18 protein-coding genes, 1 tRNA gene and 1 pseudogene are annotated in these 21,020 nt (G+C 72.7%); 5 read left to right on the forward strand and 15 right to left on the reverse strand.

Translation table 11 applies throughout. From position 1 onward, the window contains the following. Positions 1-31: 31 nt before the first annotated feature. Positions 32-637: a TetR/AcrR family transcriptional regulator gene (locus SLINC_RS18880; RefSeq protein ID WP_067434238.1), complete on the reverse strand. Its 606-nt coding sequence runs from the start codon at positions 635-637 to the stop codon at positions 32-34. 203 nt (positions 638-840) lie between these two features. Between SLINC_RS18880 and SLINC_RS18885 the strand changes: the two genes are divergently transcribed. After that, positions 841-4,179: a S41 family peptidase gene (locus SLINC_RS18885; RefSeq protein ID WP_067434240.1), complete on the forward strand. Its 3,339-nt coding sequence runs from the start codon at positions 841-843 to the stop codon at positions 4,177-4,179. 151 nt (positions 4,180-4,330) lie between these two features. Here SLINC_RS18885 and SLINC_RS18890 read toward each other — a convergent pair whose 3' ends face one another. The 4 genes from SLINC_RS18890 to SLINC_RS18905 form a co-directional block, all read right to left on the reverse strand. Next, positions 4,331-4,564 carry a hypothetical protein gene (locus tag SLINC_RS18890; protein WP_067434242.1) on the reverse strand — a complete coding sequence of 78 codons (234 nt, stop codon included), beginning with the start codon at positions 4,562-4,564 and terminating at the stop codon, positions 4,331-4,333. Positions 4,565-4,653: 89 nt separating this feature from the next. Then, positions 4,654-5,550, reverse strand: a complete 897-nt coding sequence (locus SLINC_RS18895; protein WP_067434246.1) for an SDR family oxidoreductase — start codon at positions 5,548-5,550, stop codon at positions 4,654-4,656. Further along, the gene (locus tag SLINC_RS18900; protein WP_067434249.1) at positions 5,547-6,464 is read right to left on the reverse strand and encodes an alpha/beta fold hydrolase; all 918 of its coding nucleotides are present in this window, start codon (positions 6,462-6,464) and stop codon (positions 5,547-5,549) included. The genes SLINC_RS18895 and SLINC_RS18900 overlap by 4 nt, the downstream gene beginning before the upstream one ends. Next, complete coding sequence (locus SLINC_RS18905; protein ID WP_067434251.1) at positions 6,461-7,948, reverse strand: flavin-containing monooxygenase; 1,488 nt, start codon at positions 7,946-7,948, stop codon at positions 6,461-6,463. Before SLINC_RS18905 ends, SLINC_RS18900 begins: the two co-directional genes overlap by 4 nt. Positions 7,949-8,109: 161 nt before the next feature. On the opposite strand from SLINC_RS18905, the gene SLINC_RS18910 reads away from it, so the two are divergent. Then, entirely contained in the window at positions 8,110-8,730 is a 621-nt protein-coding gene (locus SLINC_RS18910) for a MerR family transcriptional regulator (RefSeq protein WP_067434254.1), read from the forward strand. Positions 8,731-8,752: 22 nt separating this feature from the next. Here the strand turns inward: SLINC_RS18910 and SLINC_RS18915 are convergent. After that, positions 8,753-9,353 (reverse strand): annotated as a pseudogene (locus SLINC_RS18915) (alpha/beta hydrolase). A gap of 126 nt (positions 9,354-9,479) precedes the next feature. Continuing rightward, positions 9,480-10,283 (reverse strand): exodeoxyribonuclease III, encoded by an 804-nt coding sequence (locus SLINC_RS18920; protein WP_067434257.1) that lies wholly within the window; start codon positions 10,281-10,283, stop codon positions 9,480-9,482. Positions 10,284-10,349: 66 nt separating this feature from the next. Here SLINC_RS18920 and SLINC_RS18925 point away from each other — a divergent pair, with 66 nt between their 5' ends. After that, complete coding sequence (locus SLINC_RS18925) at positions 10,350-10,832, forward strand: GNAT family N-acetyltransferase (RefSeq protein ID WP_067434260.1); 483 nt, start codon at positions 10,350-10,352, stop codon at positions 10,830-10,832. On the opposite strand, the gene SLINC_RS18930 is transcribed toward SLINC_RS18925, so the two are convergent. Further along, the gene (locus SLINC_RS18930) at positions 10,822-11,490 is read right to left on the reverse strand and encodes a response regulator (RefSeq protein WP_079164599.1); all 669 of its coding nucleotides are present in this window, start codon (positions 11,488-11,490) and stop codon (positions 10,822-10,824) included. The genes SLINC_RS18925 and SLINC_RS18930 overlap by 11 nt on opposite strands. Then, complete coding sequence (locus tag SLINC_RS18935) at positions 11,454-12,731, reverse strand: sensor histidine kinase (RefSeq protein WP_067445496.1); 1,278 nt, start codon at positions 12,729-12,731, stop codon at positions 11,454-11,456. The genes SLINC_RS18930 and SLINC_RS18935 overlap by 37 nt, the downstream gene beginning before the upstream one ends. A gap of 174 nt (positions 12,732-12,905) precedes the next feature. Between SLINC_RS18935 and SLINC_RS18940 the strand changes: the two genes are divergently transcribed. Together SLINC_RS18940 and SLINC_RS18945 are read left to right on the forward strand one after the other, a co-directional pair. Then, on the forward strand, positions 12,906-13,679 hold the full coding sequence (locus tag SLINC_RS18940; protein ID WP_079165132.1) for an ABC transporter ATP-binding protein: 774 nt from the start codon (positions 12,906-12,908) through the stop codon (positions 13,677-13,679). Next, entirely contained in the window at positions 13,673-16,156 is a 2,484-nt protein-coding gene (locus SLINC_RS18945) for an FtsX-like permease family protein (RefSeq protein WP_067434263.1), read from the forward strand. Before SLINC_RS18940 ends, SLINC_RS18945 begins: the two co-directional genes overlap by 7 nt. Before the next feature lie 51 nt (positions 16,157-16,207). Here SLINC_RS18945 and SLINC_RS18950 read toward each other — a convergent pair. The 6 genes from SLINC_RS18950 to glp all read right to left on the reverse strand — a co-directional run bounded on the left by SLINC_RS18950 (position 16,208) and on the right by glp (position 21,020). Beyond that, positions 16,208-16,281, reverse strand: a tRNA-Ala gene (locus SLINC_RS18950). A 115-nt stretch (positions 16,282-16,396) separates the two neighbouring features. Next, positions 16,397-17,659, reverse strand: a complete 1,263-nt coding sequence (gene sepX / locus SLINC_RS18955) for a divisome protein SepX/GlpR (RefSeq protein WP_067434266.1) — start codon at positions 17,657-17,659, stop codon at positions 16,397-16,399. Between the two features lie 184 nt (positions 17,660-17,843). Continuing rightward, on the reverse strand, positions 17,844-18,482 hold the full coding sequence (locus tag SLINC_RS18960) for a GNAT family N-acetyltransferase (protein WP_079164600.1): 639 nt from the start codon (positions 18,480-18,482) through the stop codon (positions 17,844-17,846). Next, a complete protein-coding gene (locus SLINC_RS18965) occupies positions 18,479-19,015 on the reverse strand; it encodes a MogA/MoaB family molybdenum cofactor biosynthesis protein (RefSeq protein WP_067434271.1) in 537 nt (178 codons plus the stop codon). The genes SLINC_RS18960 and SLINC_RS18965 overlap by 4 nt, the downstream gene beginning before the upstream one ends. Beyond that, positions 19,012-19,524: a cyclic pyranopterin monophosphate synthase MoaC gene (gene moaC / locus SLINC_RS18970; protein WP_067434274.1), complete on the reverse strand. Its 513-nt coding sequence runs from the start codon at positions 19,522-19,524 to the stop codon at positions 19,012-19,014. The genes SLINC_RS18965 and moaC overlap by 4 nt, the downstream gene beginning before the upstream one ends. A 173-nt stretch (positions 19,525-19,697) precedes the next feature. Further along, on the reverse strand, positions 19,698-21,020 hold the full coding sequence (glp, locus tag SLINC_RS18975; RefSeq protein ID WP_067434277.1) for a molybdotransferase-like divisome protein Glp: 1,323 nt from the start codon (positions 21,018-21,020) through the stop codon (positions 19,698-19,700).

Here is a 21,020-nt window from a genome sequence, read left to right on the forward strand (position 1 = left end):
AGAAAAGGGGAAAAACGAGGAGAAGAAAGAGTCAGTCGCCCGAGACGCCGAGAGCGGGGAGGATCACGGCGTCGATGTACGACAGGAGGAAGGCCTGGGTCGGCGGCTTCTCGTCGATCATGGTGCGGGCGGCGAACCCGCCCATCATCATGTGGATCATGAAGTCGATCGCCGGGTTGTCCGCACGGACCTCGCCCCGGTCGACCGCCCGCTGCACCACACGGCCGAACTCCGCCATCTCGGGTTCGATGAGATGTTCACGGAACGCCCGGAGCAGATCCGGGTTGCCGTGGATCGCCATGGCCAGACCCCGCATCAGCGCGGAGTTCTGCTCCATCTCGCAGTCGTCCGAGCGCAGGGTGAGGGCGTGCAGGTCCCCCTTCAGGGACCCGGTGTCGACCCCCTGGAGACCCATGCCGCCCGGCTTGTTGTGCCGCACCGCCTTCGCCACCAGTTCGGCCTTGCCGCCCCACTGGCGGTAGAGCGTGGCCTTGCTGGAGCGGGTGCGGGCGGCCACGGCGTCCATGGTGAGGGCGTCGTAGCCGACTTCGCGGAGCAGGTCGAGCACGGCGCCGTACAACTCGGCCTCGCGCTCAGGGGTGATACGACTGCGACGCACCGTCGCGACCTCAGCCATGCCTCTCACCTTCTCCCACTCCGAACGACACGGTCTCGTACAGGACGAATGTAGCGCACCTCCGAGCGAAACGAAACTGTTTCGTTCGTGTCGTGGGTCACGCGCGAGTAAAGCGGTTGGATCAAGCCACGAGATCAAGCCGCGGGAAGCCGCCGGAATTTTCATAAGTTGCTCCGGTCCATCCCCCGGAAAAGCATAGGGAGGTGAGCTATCTGCGCCTTCCGCACCTGAGCGGCGACCTGCTGTGCTTCGTGGCCGAGGACGACCTCTGGCTGGCCCCCCTCGACGGACCGGGCCGCGCCTGGCGGCTCACCGTCGACCGCACCAAGGTCGGCCACCCCCGCTTCTCGCCCGACGGCCGCCACCTGGCCTACACGAGCTGGCGCAGTCTGGTCCCCGAGATCCATCTGGCGCCGGTGGACGGCGGCCCGGGCCGCCAGCTCACCCACTGGGGATCCCCCGACTCCCAGGTGACCGGCTGGACCCCGAACGGCGACATCCTCGCCGTCGCCTCCCACGGCGAGCCCTTCTCGTACTTCACCTGGGCCTACAAGGTGACCCCCGACGGCGACCCGGGCCGCAAGCTCCCCTGGGGCCCGGTCTCCGACATCCAGGTCGCCGACCTCGACGGCGAGCGGAAGACCCTGCTGCTGACCGGCACGCCACCGCACGAACCGGCCGCCTGGAAGCGCTACCGGGGCGGGGCGACGGGCCGCCTGTGGCTGCACGGCGAGCGACTGCTGGAAGGCCTCGACGGCCACCTCCACTCCCCTCTCTTCGTCGGCGGCCGGATCGCCTTCCTCTCCGACCACGAGGGCGTCGGCAACCTCTACTCCTGCGCCCACGACGGCTCCGACCTGCGCCGCCACACCGACCACGACGCCTTCTACGCCCGGCACGCGGCCAGTGACGGCACCCGGGTGGTGTACCAGTGCGGGGGCGATCTGTGGATCGTCGACGACCTCGACGGCGAACCGCGCAGGCTCGACGTACGGCTGAGCGGACCGCGTACCGGACGCCGTAGCTACCAGGTGCCCGCCTCCCAGCACATCGACGGCCTCTCGGTCGACGAGACGGGCCGCGCGAGCGCCGTCGTCGTCCGCGGCAGCCTGTACTGGCTGACCCACCGCGACGGCCCCGCCCGCACCATCACCGACACCCCGGGCGTACGGGTCCGGCTCCCGGAGATGCTCGGCCAGGCCGGCCAGGTCGCCTACGTCACGGACGCGGAGGGCGAGGACGCGATCGAGATCGCCTACCTGCCCCGGGCGACGGGCGACCGTCCACCCCGGCGGCTGGCCTCGGGCGGGCTGGGCCGGGTCCTGGAACTGGTCTCCGACCCACGGGGCGAGCGGCTGGCCATCGCCTCGCACGACGGACGGCTCCTGCTGATCACGGTGTCCGGCGACGCGGCCGACGCCGTGGGGGCGGAGGACGCGGTGGACCCGGAGGAGGTGGCGGCCTCGACGGAGGTGGCGGACTCGGCATCCTTGGAGGACTCGGGCAGCCAGGTCACCGAGCTCGTCCGCTCGGTCAACGGCCCCGTCCGCGACCTCGCCTTCTCCCCCGACGGGGCGTGGCTGACCTGGTCGCACCCGGGGATCGGCCGCTCCCTGCGCCAGATCAAGATGGCCCGCATCTCCCGGACGGGACAGGGGGGCGGGGACGGGGAGCGCCTGATCGTCGACGTGACCGACGGCCGCTTCGAGGACGAGAACCCGGTGTTCACGAGGGACGGCCGCTATCTCGCCTTCCTCTCCTGGCGCGGCTTCGACCCGGTCTACGACGTCCACACCGGCGACCTGTCCTTCCCGCTCGGCTGCCGTCCCTACCTGGTGCCGTTGAACTCGGCCACCCCCTCCCCCTTCGCGCTGAACCCGGAGGGCAGGCCCGCCGCCGGGGGCCTGGACCCGGTGGAGGAGGACGAGGGCGCCGACGGCACGGTGACGGTCGAGGTGGAGGGTCTGGAGAGCCGGGTGACGCCGTTCCCGGTCGCCGCCTCCAAGTACTCGGCGCTGTACCCGGTCGCGGGCGGCGGGCTGGTCTGGCTGCGCTGGCCGATCTCGGGCGCGCTCGGCGAGACCTTCGCCAACCCCGACGACACGACCGGCCGGCCGACCCTGGAGTACTTCACCATCGGCAAGGCGAAGAAGTCCGAACTGGTCGAGCACCTGGACTGGTTCGCGGTCAGCGGCGACGGCACCCGGCTGGTCGTCGTGGACGAGGGCGACCTGCGCGCGGTCCCCTCCGGCGAGTCCGGGGACGGCGACACCACGGTCTGGATCGACCTGCGCCGCATCCTGCACACGGTCGACCCGGCCGCCGAGTGGCGCCAGTCGTACGAGGAGGCGGGCCGGCTGATCCGGGCGTACTACTGGGATCCGGGGATGTGCGGCATCGACTGGGACGCGGTGCTCGACCAGTACCGTCCGCTGGTCGATCGGGTCGCCTCCCCCGACGAGTTCGCCGACCTGCTCCGCGAACTCCTCGGCGAACTCGGCACCTCCCACGCCTACGTCTCCGCCGCCCGCCGCAACGAGGGCCCGCCGCACTACCAGCGCCGCCAGGGCCTGCTGGGCGCCAACTTCGTCCGCCGGGAGGCCGGTTGGACGGTCCGGCGGATCCTGCCCGGCGACTCCTCCGACTCCAAGGCCCGCTCACCGCTGGCCGGCACGGGCATCCGCGAGGGCGCGGTCCTCACCCACGTGGACGGCCGCCCGGTGGATCCGGTCACCGGCCCCTATCCGCTGCTGGCCGGAGCGGGCGGTACGACGGTGGAACTGACCTTCGCCCCGGCCGAGGGCGAGGGACGCTCCCGCCGGGTCGCGGTGGTCCCGCTGCTCGACGAGCGCCCGCTGCGGTACCAGGACTGGGTGGCCAAACGCCGCGAGGTCGTCCGGGAGCTGAGCGGCGGGCGCTGCGGCTACCTCCACATCCCGGACATGGGCGGCTCGGGCTGGGCCCAGTTCAACCGGGACCTGCGGATGGAGATGTCCCGCCCGGGACTCATCGTCGACGTGCGCGGCAACGCGGGCGGCCACATCAGCGAACTGGTGGTGGAGAAGCTCACCCGCACGATCCTCGGCTGGGACCTGACCCGCGACGCCCAGCCGGTGTCGTACGCCTCGACCGCCCCACGGGGTCCGGTGGTCGCCCTCGCCGACGAGGCCACCTCCTCCGACGGCGACATGATCACCGCCGCCTTCAAGCTGCTGGGGCTCGGCCCCGTCGTCGGCCAGCGCACCTGGGGCGGCGTCGTCGGCATGACCGGCCGCCACCAGCTCGGCGACGGCACGGTGATCACCGTCCCCATGAACGCCGCCTGGTTCGACGCCTACGGCTGGTCCGTGGAGAACCACGGCGTCACCCCGGACGTGGAGGTCCTCCGCACCCCCCTGGACTGGGCCGAGGGCAAACACGTCCAACTGGACGACGCCGTACAACTGGCCTTGCGCCTTTTGGAGACCAACCCCCCGGCCACACCCCCGGGTTACGAGAACGTCCCGAACAGATCGAGGCCAAAACTCCCGCCGCGTTCTTGAGAAGGGGGTCGGGCGAACCCACCTAGAGGCGCGGGGCTGTATCGATGTGCGGCTCCGCCGCGTGGGCGCGCCCAGCCCCCACAAAGCCGCACCCAAAAAACAAGCGTGGGGCGCCCTGAAGAACAGGGCACCCCACGCTCAAACCGCAAGGTCAGGCGTCGTAGTCCTGACGGAAGCGGTCCTCCTCGTCACGCTGAAGCCGCTCCGTCTCCTCGTCACGCTCCCGCATCCGCTCGGAGCCCTCCTGGCCACGCTGCTGCCCGCGCTCGGAGCCCTCCTGGCCACGCTGCCCGCGCTCGCCGCGCTCCTTGGCCTGCTGGGCCTTCTGCTTGGCCTGCTCCTGCCACTGCTCCGACTTGTCCTGGAACTGGTCCTTCATACCCATGTGGGTTCACTCCCGTGGGGTGAGGGGTTGGGGGCCCCGTGGCGGGGCCTCGACCAGATTCACACGGGCCGTCACAGTCCGCATGTCGATCAGTCACGCTGGGTGATGCGACCCTCCGCCCGGGCCGCCTCATCGGCCTCCCCACCTGCACCGACGAGCCCGACCCGCATGCCCTCCAACCGCTCCCCGAACCGCCGCATCTCCCGCTGCCCGACGGTCCCGACGAGCCCGGGCAGGTACCCGCGCATGCCCTGCATCCCGCGCAGCCACCACTGCCCGTACACATGACCGGCCCGCCGCTCGATGCCGGCCACGAGCCGGTCCACGGCGGGCCCGAGCGGATACGTCTTGTCGGCCGGCCAGGGCAGCCGCTGCCGCAGCTCCCGCATGACGTCGTCCTGGTCGGCCCCGCGCACCATGTCCGTGTCGGTCCAGGACAGGTACCCGACGCCGACCCGCACGCCCTTGTACCCGACCTCGGCCCGCAGGCTGTGCGCGTACGCCTCCACGCCGGACTTGGACGCGCAGTACGCGGTCATCATCGGCGCAGGGGTGATGGCGGCCAGGGAGGCGATCTGGAGCAGATATCCCCGGCTCTCCATCAGCACCGGCAGGAAGGCCCGGGCGGTCACCGCCGAGCCGATGAGGTTGACCTCGATGACCCGCCGCCAGGCCACCGGGTCGGAGTCCACGAAGGGCCCGCCGGTCGCGACCCCGGCGTTGGCGACCACGATGTCGACCTTCCCGAACCGCTCCTTGACCTCGCGCGCGACGCGGGTCATCGCCTCGTGGTCGGTGACGTCGGCGTACCAGTGGTCGGCGTCGCCGTGCAGCCGTTCGGCGACCTGCTTGAGCGCGTCCGGTTCGAGACCGACCAGCGCCACCTTCGCGCCGCGCGCGGACAGCTTGCGCGCGAGCAGTTCCCCGACCCCCCGCGCGGCGCCCGTGACGACGGCGACCTGTCCTTCGAGGCTGACCCTGCTCATGCGTCCTCCTTGATCGTCAGGTAGGTCACGGCGAGTTCGCGGATCCGCGCGCTCACCGGCTCGGGCGCCTCGACCGGGGTCATGTGGCCGACTCCCGGCAGTTCGGTGACGCCGAGGCAGTCGGGCAGCGCGGCGGCCAGTGAGCGCGCCTGCGCCGGCGGGGTCAACCGGTCCGCCGTACCGACGACGACGACCGTCGGCACCCTCAACTCCCGTACCGCGTGGTCGAGATCGAGCAGATCGAGCACATGGGCCCAGGCGTACCGCACCCGGCGCGGACACGCGTGCACGATCCGGGCGCACGCCTCGACCATGGCGGGGGCCGAACCCGCGCCCATCGTCGCGTACTTCAGGATCCGCCGGGCGAGCGGTGTGACCGGCCCGAGCGGGGCGCGCGAGCCGAGGACGTGGTGGGTCAGCCAGGTGCGCACCCGCCCCGGCCGCATCGGCAGGACCGTCGCCTCGGCGACCAGCCGCGACGAACCCGTGCTGCACAGCAGGACGGCGGCCGCGTGCTCGCGCAGGCCGGGGCGGCCGGCCGCGGCCATCACCGTCATCCCGCCCATGGAGTGCCCGGCGATCACGGCCCGCTCCCGGGGCGCGAGGGTCGCTTCGAGTACGGCTTCCAGGTCGTCGGCGAGGGCTTCGGGACTGCATGCCGGGCTCGCCGGGCTGCGTCCGTGGCCGCGTTGGTCGTAGGCGATGACGCGGTGGTCGGCGGCCAGGGCGCGGATCTGGGCGGCCCAGAAGGCGGTGGAGCAGGTCCAGCCGTGGGCGAGGACGACGGCGGGGGCGCCGTCGGGGCCGTGGACCTCGACGTGCAGGCGGGCGCCGTCGGCGGAGACGGCCGTCAGCTCGCGGGCCGGGACGGGCGGGGTGTAGGGGCCGGTGGTGACGTGCCCGAGGCGGCTCACGCGTCGACCTTCTTCCGGGCCCGGAGCACCTCGTACTCCGCGAGGTCCACGCGTCGGGTGGCCCGCCGGAACTCGCTCGTCGTACCGGGCCAGATGGTGCTGTTGCGGCCGTTGTCATCGAGATACCAGCTGGTGCAGCCGCCGGTGCTCCACACCGTGCGCTTCATGCGTTCCTGCACCCGGTGGTTCCAGTCCCGCACGGCGGCCGGGCGGGCGTCGAGGGCGGCGCGGCCGCCGAGGACGTCGAGCTGCCGTACGAAGTCGGCCAGGTAGTTCAGCTGCGACTCGATCATCAGGATCATCGACGAGTTGCCGAGCCCGGTGTTGGGCCCGATGATCGTCATCCAGTTGGGGAAGCCGGCCGCCGAGGCCCCGCGCAGGGCCTCCATCCCGCCCTTCCAGGCCTCGGCCAGCGTCCTGCCGTCGGCGCCCACGACCCGGTCGGCGATCGGCATGTCGGTGACGTGGAAGCCGGTGCCGAAGACGATCGTGTCGGCCTCGGTCTCGCTGCCGTCGGCGCCGACGAGGGTCGAGCCGCGCACCTCGGCCAGCCCGCTCGCGACGACGTCGACGTTGGGCTTGGCGAGGGCCGGGTAGTACTCGCTGCTGAGCAGGATCCGCTTGCAGCCGATGCGGTAGTCGGGGGTGAGCTTGGCGCGCAGGGCCGGGTCCTTGATCGCGCGGGCCATGTTCCGCTTCGCCAGCTGCTCGACGAGGTTCAGCTCGTCGGGGTGCTTGGTGAACGCCTGGACCTGCAACTCCCTGATCCCCCACAGCAGTCCGCGCCGGAGCCGGGTGGTGAAGGGCAGCGCCCGGTGCAGGGCCCGCTCGGCGCCGCTGATGGCACGGTCGACGCGGGGCAGCACCCACGGCGGGGTGCGCTGGAAGAGGGTGAGACGGCCGACCTGCGGCTGGATGGCGGGCACGATCTGGATGGCGGAGGCCCCGGTGCCCACCATCGCGACGCGCTTGCCGCGCAGGTCGTGGTCGTGGTTCCAGCGGGCGGAGTGGAAGACCTCGCCGGGGAAGGAGTCGAGCCCCGGGACGTCCGGGATCCTCGGGTCGGAGAGCGGCCCGGTGGCGGAGACGACGAGGTCGGCGGTGAGCCGCCCGCCGCTGGTCTCGATCTCCCAGCGCAGCTGCTCGGCGTCCCAGGTCATCAGCTTGACCTCGGAGTCGAAGCGGATGTGGCGCCGCAGGTGGAAGACGTCGGCGACGTGCTCCAGGTACGCGCGGATGTGCCGCTGTCCGGAGAAGGCGCGCGGCCAGTCGGGGTTGGGCGCGAAGGAGAACGAGTACAGGTGGGAGGGCACGTCGCAGGCGCACCCGGGATAGCTGTTGTCGCGCCAGGTGCCGCCCACGCTGCCGGCCCGCTCCAGCACCACGAAGTCGGTGACGCCCTCGCGGCGCAGCCGCACGGCGGCCCCCAGCCCGCCGAAGCCGGACCCGATCACCGCCACCCGCACATGTTCGTGTTCGGTCATCCCGACGCTCCTCCGCACAGTCCGTCCGCGACTCCGCCAGTGAACACTGGCACAATGGGGAGGGTAGAGCAGGTCCGTACTGATGGGTAGGGGTGCGGGCCACGAAAGTTACCGGCGGTACAACGTAGGGTGCGGGCGTGGCTGACAAGCGTGAATACCGCATGGAGGAGCTGGCCCGGCTGGCCGGAATCACAGTGCGCACCCTGCGCTTCTACCGCGAGCGCAAACTGATCCCGCCACCCCGCCGCGAGGGCCGTATCGCCTGGTACGACGACCATCACCTGGCCCGGCTACGCACGATCGGGGCGCTCCTGGAACGCGGCCACACCCTCACCGGCATCGCGGAACTGGCCGAGGCCCTCGACCACGGCCGTGACGTCGCCGACGTCCTGGGCGTCACCCCGCCCACCGAGGAGGAACCGGTCCGCCTCACCCCCGAGGAACTCGCCGCCCGCTTCGAGGGCCAGGTCACCCCGGAGAACCTCGCCGCCGCCCTCGACCTCGGCTACCTCGGCACCGACGGCGACGAGATCGTCCACGTCAGCCGCCGCCTCCTCGACGTCTCCTCCGCCCTGGTCCGCGAGGGCATCCCCCTCGCCGAGGTCCTGGCGGCCGGCGCCCGCGTCCGCGACCACGTGGACGCCCTGGCGGAGATGTTCGCCGACCTCGTCCTGCGCCACGGCACGGAATCCGACCTCCAGCGCCTGCGCCCCCTGGCCCGCAGCGTGGTGGAGGCGGAACTGTCACTGGCGCTGGACCGGCGGTTGCGCCAGCAGGACTAGGAGGGCCGCTGACGGCCCGGCCTCACTTCAGGTGCCGGTCGAAGAACCGGTTGCCGTCCTCCAGCTCGAACCACGGGGTGCCGGTGTGCCCGCCCGGATTGGCGTGGAGCGTCTTCTCCTTGCTTGCGAAGGCGTCGAACAGGTCCAGGGCCCGCTGCCGGGGGTTCCCCTCGTCGTCCCACTGGAGCAGCATCAGCAGCGGGACGGTGATCCGCCGGGCCTCCGGCTCGACCGCCGCGAGGCGGATACCGAGGGCCATCCACCCGGAGTAGCCGACCGGGCCGCCGACCTCGGGCAGCTTCAGAAGGGCGCCCAGGGCGGTCCGCCAGTCCGGGACCGCCTTCTCGACCAGCGGGCCGATGAACGACTCGAAGATCTCGTCGACCGGCTCGCCGGCCCGCATCACCCGGCGGAGCTCGGCGCGGTCCCGCTCCTCGGCGGCGGAACGGAGCCGGTCACCGCACCCGACGGCGTCGACGGCGGCCACCGCGCACCGCGTAACCGCACGCCGCGGTGGCGCGGGCCCGGGCCACGGCCGCGAAGCCGCGCCTTTCGGGAATGCGCTGGAACGGCGCTCCCGGACGACCTATCGTCCGACCGCGACCCCGGAGGGGAACACCCATGTCGATACAGCGTTCACGGGTACCACCTCCTCGTTCTCCGGCACGGCCTCCGGAAAGGTAACAGGGGCCACCGCGGCCCCCCCCAACAGGTTTTCGCGCGGCGGGCTCCCGCCGAGGCAGGCCGGGTCACATGTCGAAGACGGCCGTCACAGGAGCGTGGTCCGACCACCGCTCCTCGTGGCTGGCGGCCCGCTCGACGTACGCCTTGACGGCACGAGCCGCGAGCCCGGGCGTCGCCACGGCGAGGTCGATGCGCCAGCCCGTGTCGTTGTCGAACGCCCGCCCCCGGTACGACCACCACGTGTACGGCCCCGCCACCTCCGGATGCAGCGCCCGCACGACATCGACGTAACCGCCGTCGGTCTCGTCGAGGACCCGGCTCAGCCACTCCCGCTCCTCGGGCAGGAACCCGGAGCTCTTCTGGTTGGCGCGCCAGTTCTTCAGGTCGGCCTGCTGGTGGGCGATGTTCCAGTCGCCGCAGACGAGGACCTCGCGGCCGTCGGCGGCGGAGCGCTCGCGCAGGTCCTTGAGGTGGGCGAGGAACTCGCCCATGAAGCGCACCTTCTCGTCCTGCCGCTCGGTGCCGACCTCCCCGGAGGGCAGGTAGAGGGAGGCGACCGTGACACCCGGCAGGTCGACCTCGACGTAGCGGCCGCTCGCGTCGAACTCGGACGAGCCGAAGCCGACGCGGACACGGTCGGGCTCGCGGCGGGTGTAGAGGGAGACACCGGCACGGCCCTTGGCGGTCGCGGGGGCGTGCACGACATGCCACCCGTCGGGCGTACGGACGTGCTCGGGCAGCTGCTGGGGCTCCGCGCGCACCTCCTGGAGGCAGAGCACATCGGCGGAGGTCCCGGCGAGCCACTCCACGAAGCCCTTCTTCGCGGCGGCACGCAGCCCATTGACGTTCACGGAGGTCACAGTCAGCACCCCGGCACCCTACCGGCACACTGGACTCTGTCCCGTTCTGGAATGAATTGATATACGGTATTCAACATGATTATACGTCAACTGCCCTTCGACCACCCCGACGCGGTCAAGCTCAACGACCAGGTCCAGGCGGAGTACCACGTCCGCTACGGCGACGGCGGCGACGCCACCGTCCTGGCCCCGGAGGACTTCGAGCCGCCGGGCGGTGTGTTCCTGATCGCGTACGACGAGACCGGCGCCCCGGTCGCCACGGGCGGCTGGCGTGCCCAGGACGCGAACGAGGAGGGCAACCTGGACGGGGACGCCGAGCTCAAGCGGATGTACGTCGTCGACGCGATGCGCGGCCGGGGTCTGGCCCGCCGCATCCTGGCCGCCCTGGAGGAGGACGCCCGCGCGGCCGGCCGCAGACGCATGGTCCTGGAGACCGGCGACCAGCAGCCGGAGGCCATCGCCCTCTACACCTCCAGCGGTTACGGGCCGTGCGCCAAGTTCGGCTACTACCGGCACTACGAGTCGAGCCGGTGCTTCGCGAAGCCCCTCACCCCCTGAGGTACGCCAGCACCGCCAGCACTCTCCGGTGGACGTCGTCCGCCGGAGGCAGGTCCAGCTTGGTGAGGATGCTCCCGATGTGCTTGCCGACGGCGGCCTCCGACACCACCAGCGTGCGCGCTATCGCGCCGTTGGACCGGCCCTCGGCGATCAGCGCCAGCACCTCCCGCTCGCGCGGGGTCAGCCGCGCGAGCGGATCCCGCCGCCGGCGCAGCAACTGCCGTACGACCTCCGGGTCCACCACCGTGCCCCCGGCGGCGACCTTGTGCAGCGCGTCCACGAACTCCTCGACCTGGCCCACCCGGTCCTTGAGCAGATAGCCGACACCGGTGCCGTCACCGGAGTCGAGGAGCTCGGCGGCGTAGGCCCGCTGCACGTACTGGCTGAGCACCAGCACCGGCAGCCCGGCCCGCTCCTCGCGCAGCCGTACGGCCGCGTGCAGCCCCTCGTCCTGGAAGCCGGGCGGCATCCGGACGTCCGTCACCACGATGTCGGGCCGGTGCTCGGCGGCCGCCGCGAGCAGCGCTTCCGCGTCACCGACGGCCGCCACCACCTCGTGGCCGAAGCGGGCGAGCAGCCCGACGAGGCCGTCGCGCAGCAGCACGCTGTCCTCGGCGAGGACTACGCGCAGGGGTCGGTCGACGGTCGTGGCCGGCAAGGGATCTCCACACGCAGCAGGGTCGGTCCGCCGGGCGGGCTGGACAGGGAGAGTGTGCCATCGAGCACCGACACCCGGTCGGCGAGACCGGTGAGCCCGGTGCCGTGCGCGCTGTCGGCACCGCCCCGTCCGTCGTCGCGGATGTGCAGGGTCAGCCGTCCGTCGCCGTATCCGCCGCTGACGGCGGCCCGGTTCGCGCCGCTGTGCCGGGCGACGTTCGTGAGGGCCTCGCCGACGACGAAGTACGCGGCGGATTCCACCGGTTGGGGAAGACGCTCGGGGAGGTGGAGGTCCAGGTCGACGGGGACCGGGCTGCGGTCGGCCGCGTCGGCGACGGCGGCTTCGAGGCCGTAGTCGGTGAGGACCTTGGGGTGGATGCCGTGGATCAGCTCGCGCAGGTCGGCCAGCGCCCGCCCGGCCTCCGCGTGCGCTGATGCGAGTTGGTCGGCGAGCGGTCCCGGCGGTGCGTCCAGGCGGGCCAGGCCGAGGCTCATGGTGAGAGCGACGAGCCGCTGTTGGGCGCCGTCGTGCAGATCGCGCTCGATGCGCCGCCGTTCCGCCTCGAAGGCGTCCACCAACCGTGCACGGGAGCGCACGAGTTGAAGAACATCCTCGGTGTCGTCCTTCGAGGACAGCACGGCCCGCGCCAGCTCCGCCCGCGCCCCGGCGACAACTCCCAGCGCGTAGGCGCCCGTTGCCAGCAGTACGAGCCCGAGCGCGGCCACCCCGAGGGCGCCCGGCCAGGTGTCGACGGTCCACAGCTTGACCGCCTTCGCCTCCCCGTCGAGCGCCAGGAACACGGGCGCGGCGACCATCGACAGCGGAATCCCGGTCGCGCCGAGGACGACCAGCGCGTCCAGCGGCCACAGCACCAGCCCGAGCAGCACGGCGTACGCCAGTTCCCGCCAGGTCGCGGTCTCCCGCACTCGCGTCACCAGCCACGCCCACAGCCCCGGCGCGTCCGGCACCCGATGCCCGCCCCCGCCCGCCGGCCCCATCCCCGTCACCCGCAGCCGCCACCGCTCCACGGCGGCCACCGGGATCCCGGCCAGCGCGGTCAGCACCAGCAACGGCAGCCCGAGGAGTACGACGGCCAGCGCGCCGCCGACGACGAGCCCGCCGAGCACCACGACGAGCACGACCGCGCCGAACACAGCCCCGCCGGCCAGGTACGCGGCCGCCCGCCAGGGCCATGCCGACCTCAGGTATCCACGCCCCGCGAGGGCCCGCCACACGTTCATGGGATCACCGTAGGAGCTGGACAGGGACGCGGCCATCGGCCTGGGCGGAGACCTGGGGGTATGCCTGGCCCTACCCCAAGTCTCCCTCCAGCCGCACTGATTCGCGGGCCGGTCGGGGGTTGGCTGGACCCTCCGGAACCGAGCGGATCACAACGGGTGGGAGACGAGGCCGACATGAGATCTCAGGCGATCGAACTGCGGGACGTGCACAGGCGGTTCGCTTCGGGCGGCGCCGCGGTGGCCGCCCTCGACGGCGTCACGCTCGCCCTCCCCCGGGGCACCTTCACCGCCGTCATGGGACCGTCCGGCTCCGGCAAGTCGACCCTGCTGCACTGCGCCGCCGGCCTGGACCGGCCCACCTCGGGCTCGGTACGCCTCGGCGAGACCGAGCTGACCGCACTGAGCGAACGCCGACTGACCCTGCTGCGCCGCGAGCGCGTCGGCTTCGTCTTCCAGGCGTTCAACCTGCTGCCTTCCCTCACCGCCGCGCAGAACACCGCGCTCCCGCTCCGCCTGGCCCGCCGCCGTGTGCCCCGTGCGCGCGTTCTGGAAGCGCTGCGCGAGGTGGGCCTGGCCGACCGAGCCGGCCACCGCCCCTCCCAGCTCTCCGGCGGCCAGCAACAACGCGTCGCCCTCGCCCGCGCCCTCATCACCCGCCCCGAGGTCCTCTTCGCCGACGAACCGACCGGCGCCCTGGACTCCCGCACGGGCCACCAGATCCTCACCCTGCTGCGCACCCTGGTCGACACCGGGAGCACGACGATCGTGATGGTCACCCACGACCCGACGGCCGCGTCGTACGCCGACCGGGTCGTGTTCCTGGTGGACGGGCGGGTGCACGGGGAGTTGAGCGGGGGGTCGGCGCGGGAGATCGCGGGGCGGATGGCGGGATGGGAGACCAAGGCCCCATCGAAGACCACGCGCCTGTCGGAGGCCACCCCGTGCTGAGCATCGCCGTACGCGGGCTGCGTACCCGCTGGACCACCTTCACCGGTACCTTCCTGGCCCTCTCCCTCGGTGTCGCCCTGCTCACCGTGATGGGCCTGGCGCTCGCCTCCTCCGCCGACGCCCCGGAACGCAAGCCGGAACGCTTCGCGGCGGCGCCGGTCGTGGTGCGCGGCCAGGACACCCTGCGCGTGCCCACGCCGATCGGCGAACGCACCCAGAAGCTGGCGCACCCCCGACCGGTCCCGGCCCGAACCATCGCCGCACTGCGCGCCCTCGGCCGGGTCGTCGAGGACCGGACCTTCCCGGTACGAGCCCCTGGGGCACCCGGTGACCTGGTCGGCCACCCCTGGTCCACGGCCGCCTTCGCCCCGTACGACCTCACCGCGGGAAGGGCACCGAGCGCCCCGGACGAGGTCGTGGCCACCGGAGACTGGACGACCGTGGGCCAACGGCTGCGCACTCCCGCGGGCCCGGTACGCGTGGTGGGCACGGTGCGTGTACCGGGCACGGTCGACACCCCCGGCTTCGAGAACGCCCTCTTCTACACGGACGCCCGCGCGGCCCGCCTGTCACCACGGATCCCCCAAGTCGTCGTAACGGCAACCCCGGTGGCGGTACGGAAGGCGGCCCCCGGCCTGAACGTCCTCACCGGTGACGCCCGACGGTTCGCGGACGCCGATCCCGACCGGGACCGCGAGGCGCTGACCGCGCTGAACGCCCTGTTCGGCACGGCCGGCGGGGTCGCCGGGTTCGTGTCGGTGTTCGTCGTGGCGTCGACGTTCGCCTTCGCGGTCGCGCAACGGCGCCGGGAGTTCGGCCTGCTGCGCACCGCGGGCGCCACCCCGGGCCAGATCCGCCGGACGGTGGTGACGGAGGCCCTGCTCGTCGGCGTCCTCGCCTCCGCCACGGGCTGCGCGCTCGGCGGATACGCCGCCCCGCACCTGGCCTCCCGGGTCGTGGCCGGCGGCCTGGCCCCGGCCTGGTTCACCATCGGCGACCATGCCTGGCCGTACCACCTGGCCTTCTGGACGGGCCTGCTGGTGGCCCTGTGCGGAGTGCTGGCCGCGTCCTGGCGGGCCGGCCGGACGCCTCCCACCCAGGCGCTGCGCGAGGCCTCGGTCGACACCGGCACGATGACCCGCGGCCGCCTGCTCACCGGCGCGGCCCTCCTGCTCACCGCGGCGGTGACCCTGGTCCTGGCCCTGCTCACCGACCCGGGCGACCTGTTGCACCGCAAGACCTACATCAGCCGCCCCATGCTCCTGATCACCGCGACCGCCCTGCTCTCCCCGGTCCTGGTCCGCCCCTCGATCCGGCTCCTCACCTGGCCGGCCACCCGGCTCCCCGGCGCCACCGGCCTCCTGGTCCGCGAGAACACCACCACGGCGCTGCGCCGCACCGCCGCCCTCACGGCCCCCGTCCTGATCACCGTCGCCCTCACCGGCTCGTTGCTGGGCGCCACCGCGACCCTGAACGAGGCGAGGACGAAGGAACTCCGGGCCCGCACGACGGCGGACTTCGTGGTGACACCGACAGGAGCGGACGACGGCACCGGGACCGGGACGGGCCTCACCGCGCGGACCGTGGAACGCCTGCGCGCACTGCCGGGCGCCGAGGTCTCGGTCACCGCTCGCAGCGCGGTGTACGTCCTGGAGGACGACGTGGCCCTGATCAGGTCCGAGGCCCGCGCGGCCACCCCGGAGGACCTCGCCGCGACCACGCACCTGCCGCTGACGTCGGGCCGTCTCGCCGACCTGGACGACGACTCGATCGTCGTCAACGAGGAGTGGGCCGAGCACACGGTCGGCGACCACGTCACCGTCCGACTGGGCGACGGCACGCCCACCACCCTCCGCATCGCCGCGGTGATGCCCACCGGCACCGGCGACAACGGCGTCTACATCACCCCGGCCAACGCCCCGTCCGCCCCCGTCGACCGCGTGGACGTGAAGGTCGCCGCCGGCGCGGACGCGACCACGGTGGAGGCGGCACTACGACGAGCGGTGGGACCGGCCCCGACCGCGGAAGCCCAGGTCCTCACGAGAACCGCCTGGCTGAGAACCGTCTCCCCCCGAACCGACGACACCACCCGCCTCGGCTTCTTCCTGGTCCTGGGCCTCGCCCTGCTCTACACCGGCATCTCCCTGGCGAACACCCTGCTCATGTCCACCTCGGACCGCACCGGCGCCCTGCGCTCCCTCCGCCTGACGGGAGCCACCCGCGGTCAGCTCCTCGGCCTGGCGGTCGCGGAGTCCCTGACGATCGTCACCCTCGGCACCCTCCTCGGCCTCCTGGCCACCACCGTCAACCTCCTCACCCTCACCACCGCCCTGACCCTCCTCTCCGCACCCCCCACCCTCCAACTCCCCTGGCTCCCCCTCACCACCACAGCCCTCGCCTGCACCCTCCTGGCGACAGCCACCTCACTGCTCCCCCCACCCCGCACAAACAAAAAAAGACCCCGCCCGATCAACTGATCGGACGGGATCTCATCAACTACCCCGAGTTTCCCCGGGAAGTTGTTGCGGTGGACCTGAGGGGATTCGAACCCCTGGCCCCCTCGATGCGAACGAGGTGCGCTACCGGACTGCGCCACAGGCCCTTGCAACGAGTGAAACTCTAGCATCCCCGTCCGGGTGCTTGGAAATTCGTTCCCGGCTGGTCAGGGAGGGCCCGGTCGGGCCTTGATCCTGCTGGTGGGGCGCCCGGAGGGCGGGTCACTCGTTGGCGGCCCGCGGCCGGTCGCCGTCCTCGTACTGGTCGAAGAGGGGGGTGCGGCCGCGCTCGCGGGCGCGGCGGGCGGAGGCGGCGCGACGCGCGTCACTGCGGTCGTCGGTCGATGGCCTGTCCTCCGAGTCGGAGGACGGTTCCTCCGATCCCCCGTCGCCCGCGCCCGACTGCGCCTCCTGCTCCGGGGTGGCGGAGCTGGACCGGGCCGAGCTCCAGGCGTCCGGCGCCCCGAGGTCCACGTCGGAGGTGGCGCGTGGCGCGACGGGCGCGGTCACGTAGGTGGGCAGGGGCACCGGGACCGGGTCCCAGCTGTCTCCGTGGGCCGGCCGCTGCTGGCGCTCGCGCTGCTGGTCGACCCACTCCGCGTGGTCGGTCTGCTCGACGAGCGCGCGCCGGTCGGCGGCCAGCGCCGACAGTCCGGGGTCCGTCTCGGGCTCCGGGCTTTCGTCCGGCTCCTCGGAGTCGGCGCTCGCGTCGACCGTCACGCGCCGACGCGGCTGGCGCGAGCGTTCGCGCAGGCGCTGCGCGGCGGCCTCGGCCCGACGCCGGTCCATCTGGTAGGCGAAGCGCCGGCGCTCCTGGGAGCGCAGATGGGCGATGTACGCGCTGAGCAGCACGGCGGGCACACCGGGCGCCCACAGGAACGCGAGCCCTCCGACCGCGGCGACGATCGCGCCGAGCGTGAAGGCGAGGAAGAGCATGACCGTCGTACGCCGACGGCGCGCGAGCACCTTCGTGCGCCGGGCGCGCGCGGCGGCCGCCTCCTCGGCGGGCGTGCGCCTCGGGGCCGACACCCGCTTCCGCGCCGGTGCGGCACCGGACCGCGGTGCGGCGCCGGACCGCTGCGCCGATTCGGGGTGCTCGTCGCGCACGGACTCGCGCTCCGGTTCACGCGCGGGCTCACGCGCCGCTTCGCGCGCCGGTTCCGAACGCTCCGCGCCGGGCGCGCGCACCGATGCCTGTGTCCGAGGACGGGTCGGGGGCATGGCGAAGGCCCGGACGTCCACCGAGTCGGTGACGGCGTCCGGGTCGGCGACGCCGGACTCCCCCTCCTCGGTGGAGCGCGCCCGCAGGTCCTTGGCGTATCGGCGCTCCATCCCCGCCCGGCCGGACAACAACCGGATGGCCGTGCTGAAGCGTTCCGTCGGACGGGCCTCGTTCAGCTCGTCCTGCCTACGGAGCCACATCGGCACCAAGTAGGCGGCCCAGGCCCCGACAATGACTGCGTAGATGAGGCCGCTGCTGCTCACGCCTCACACGGTAGAGGGGTTTGCGTGAGGCCATCCGCCAATTGAGTCGGTGTGTCGCACGATCTGGCTGATATTTCGAGCTTTTTTTGTGACGGATGCGATCAACAGACCGCCGAGGAGGCGAATTCAATGCCCTCAGGTGGTCATCCGCCGATCATTATCGAACATTTATTCAATTTCCCGGCTATGCGGGATTGTCGTGGGGCGTGCTCCTGGATCGTGCCCGCTGCCAGCGCCGGAGCAAACCGTCGGGCACCTCTTCCGCGGTGAGCGCGAACACGAGGTGGTCGCGCCAGGCTCCGTCGATGTGGAGATAGCGCGGGCGCAGCCCCTCCTCGCGGAATCCGAGTTTCTCCACGACCCGGCGGCTGGGCCCGTTCTCCGGGCGAATGCAGACCTCGATGCGATGCAGACCGACGGTTCGGAAACAGTGGTCCACCGCGAGCGCCACGGAGGTCGGCATCACACCGCGGCCGGCCACCGACTCGTCCACCCAGTACCCGACATGCCCCGAGCACATCGAGCCCCAGGTGATACCGGCGACCGTCAACTGCCCGACCAGCCGCCCCTGGTACTCGATCACGAACGGCAGCATCCGGCCGGCGCTCGCCTCGTGCCGCAGATGGCGGACCATCTGACGGTAGGTCGGCCGGTGCGCGACCGGTCCGCTGGGGGTGGGCGGCGGGATGGTCGCCTCCCAGGGCCGCAGCCAGTCCCGGTTGCGCCGGTTGACCTCGCGCCAGGCCCGCTGGTCGCGCATCTTTATCGGCCTCAGGACGACATCGCCGTCCGCCAGTACGACGGGCCAGGAGGGGCTGTTCAGCTCGCACCCCCGGTGCCGGCGCCGGGTCTGGGGTGATCGCCGCCGCGGATCTGGTCGACGGCGTGCGTCAGGAGGGGCTCCAGGACGGCCAGTCCGTCCTTCACCCCGCCGCTGGACCCCGGCAGATTGACGATCAGCGTCCGCCCCGCCACTCCGGCCAGCCCCCGGGAGAGCGCCGCCGTCGGCACCTTGTCCCGTCCGTACGCCCGGATGGCCTCCGCGATGCCCGGCACCTCGTGGTCGAGCACCGCGCGGGTCGCCTCGGGGGTGCGGTCGGTGGGCGAGATGCCGGTGCCGCCGGTGGTGACGATCACGTCGTAACCGGCCTCCACGGCGGCCCGCAGCGCGGCCTCCACCGGGTCCCCGTCGGGCACGACCTGCGGTCCCTCGACGGTGAAGCCGAAGCCCCTGAGGCCCTCGGCGACCAGTGGGCCGCCCTTGTCCTCGTAGATCCCGGCGGCGGCACGGTTGGAGGCGGTCACGACCAGCGCGCGGTACGGCGCGGGCGGGGTGCCGTGCGCCCCGGCGCTCATGCCCGGCTCCAGTCGCCCGACTTGCCGCCCGTCTTCTCCTCCACCCGCACGTCCGTGATCACCGCTCCCTTGTCGACCGCCTTGACCATGTCGATCACGGTGAGCGCGGCGACGGACACCGCGGTGAGGGCCTCCATCTCGACACCGGTACGGTCGGTCGTCTTCACGGTGGCCCGGATCTCCACGGCGTCGTCCGCGACCCGCAGGTCCAGTTTCACACCGGAGACCGCCAAGGGGTGACACAGCGGGATGAGGTCGGGGGTGCGTTTGGCGCCCATGATGCCCGCGATCCGCGCGGTGGCCAGGGCGTCCCCCTTGGGGACGCCCTCGCCGCGCAGCAGCTCGATCACGCGGGGCGAGACCAGGACCCGGCCGCTGGCGCTGGCGGTGCGCGCGGTCACGTCCTTCCCCGACACGTCGACCATGCGGGCGGCACCCGCCTCGTCGATGTGGGTCAGTCGGTCCTGCACTGGGGCTCCGGGGGTCTCCCCCCGGGAAGGCTCAGTCATGCTGTGTCGCGCTCCCGGTCCGGGCCCCGCGCGGTACGGCGCGCGGGCCTGTTGTGCGCGACACGGTACCCCCAAGTCGGGGCGCGCAAGGGCACGGGACCGGGCGGTGGACACGGGTGGACACGCGGGCGCGCGGCTCCCGGCCGGGCGCCGGCGGGTCCGCGCGCGCCCGGTCAGCCGAGCAGGACGACCTCGACCTCGGCACCGGGCTCGACGGACTCCACGTCCTCGGGGACGACGATCAGCGCGTCCGCGTGCGCGAGGGCCGCGACCAGGTGGGATCCGGTGCCTCCGACCGGGGTCGCGGCGCCGTCGGCGTACGTCCCGCGCAGGAACTGTCTGCGGCCCTTCGGCGAGGTCAGCGCCTTGTCCGTGGTGAGGGTCGCCGTGGTCCGGGGCCGGTGGACGTCGTCGAGGCCCATGAGGGCGCGGATCGCGGGGCGGACGAACAGCTCGAAGGAGACGTACGACGACACCGGGTTGCCCGGGAGCGCGAGCAGCGGGGTGTGGTCGGGGCCGATGGAGCCGAAGCCCTGGGGCTTGCCGGGCTGCATGGCCAGCTTGCGGAAGTCGATGCCGCTGCCGGCCTCGTCCTCGTCGCCGACGTGGGACAGGGCCTCCTTGACGACGTCGTACGCCCCGACGCTGACACCGCCTGTGGTGACCATGAGGTCGGCGCGGACGAGCTGGTCCTCGATGGTGGAGCGGAGGGTCTCGGCGTCGTCGGTGACGGCGCCCACGCGGTAGGCGATGGCGCCGGCGTCCCGGGCGGCGGCGGTGAGGGCGAAGCTGTTGGAGTCGTAGATCTGGCCGTGGCCCAGTTCCTCGCCGGGCTGGACGAGTTCGCTGCCGGTGGACATGACGACCACGCGCGGGCGCGGGCGCACCCGGACGGTGCCGCGGCCGATCGCGGCGAGCAGGCCGATCTGCGGCGGGCCGAGGACGGTGCCCGCTTCGAGGGCGCGGTCCCCCGCCTTGACGTCGCTGCCCTTGGCCCGCACGTGCGCGCGTGCGGCGGCCGGTCGGTACACGTGCACATGCCCCTCGGCGCCCTCGGGGGCCTGGGCGCGAGCGCGCATCCCGGTGACGGGTCCCTCGCCGAGTCCGCCGTCGGTCCATTCGACGGGGACGACGGTCTCGGCGCCGGGCGGCAGCGGGGCGCCGGTCATGATGCGGGCGGCCTGGCCGGGGCCCACGTGGAGCAGGTCGGCCTGGCCGGCCGCGACGTCCCCGACGACCTCCAGGGCGGCCGGGAACTCCTCGCTCGCGCCCGCGACATCCGCGACCCGTACCGCGTACCCGTCCATGGAGCTGTTGTCGAACGGCGGCAGGGACACCGGGACCGTGACGTCCTCGACCAGGACGCAGCCCTGGGCGTCGAGCAGTTGCAGCTCGATGGGTTCGAGGGGGCGGACGGTCGCGAGGATGTCCTCCAGGTGCTCGTCCACCGACCACAGGTGGTCCGGGCCGACGGTGCGGGGCGCGGCGCTGCTCAA

Source organism: Streptomyces lincolnensis (assembly GCF_001685355.1).
In the GTDB taxonomy this organism is placed as follows: Bacteria; Actinomycetota; Actinomycetes; order Streptomycetales; family Streptomycetaceae; genus Streptomyces; species Streptomyces lincolnensis.

What these genes read in the sequence shown, in the direction of transcription:
- SLINC_RS18880 (WP_067434238.1), bottom strand. Translation starts at nt 637, where the DNA reads ATGGCTGAGGTCGCGACGGTGCGTCGCAGTCGTATCACCCCTGAGCGC.
- SLINC_RS18890 (WP_067434242.1), bottom strand. Translation starts at nt 4,564, where the DNA reads ATGGGTATGAAGGACCAGTTCCAGGACAAGTCGGAGCAGTGGCAGGAG.
- SLINC_RS18895 (WP_067434246.1), bottom strand. Translation starts at nt 5,550, where the DNA reads ATGAGCAGGGTCAGCCTCGAAGGACAGGTCGCCGTCGTCACGGGCGCC.
- SLINC_RS18905 (WP_067434251.1), bottom strand. Translation starts at nt 7,948, where the DNA reads ATGACCGAACACGAACATGTGCGGGTGGCGGTGATCGGGTCCGGCTTC.
- SLINC_RS18910 (WP_067434254.1), top strand. Translation starts at nt 8,110, where the DNA reads ATGGAGGAGCTGGCCCGGCTGGCCGGAATCACAGTGCGCACCCTGCGC.
- SLINC_RS18925 (WP_067434260.1), top strand. Translation starts at nt 10,350, where the DNA reads ATGATTATACGTCAACTGCCCTTCGACCACCCCGACGCGGTCAAGCTC.
- SLINC_RS18935 (WP_067445496.1), bottom strand. Translation starts at nt 12,731, where the DNA reads ATGAACGTGTGGCGGGCCCTCGCGGGGCGTGGATACCTGAGGTCGGCA.
- SLINC_RS18940 (WP_079165132.1), top strand. Translation starts at nt 12,906, where the DNA reads ATGAGATCTCAGGCGATCGAACTGCGGGACGTGCACAGGCGGTTCGCT.
- SLINC_RS18965 (WP_067434271.1), bottom strand. Translation starts at nt 19,015, where the DNA reads ATGAGCGCCGGGGCGCACGGCACCCCGCCCGCGCCGTACCGCGCGCTG.
- moaC (WP_067434274.1), bottom strand. Translation starts at nt 19,524, where the DNA reads ATGACTGAGCCTTCCCGGGGGGAGACCCCCGGAGCCCCAGTGCAGGAC.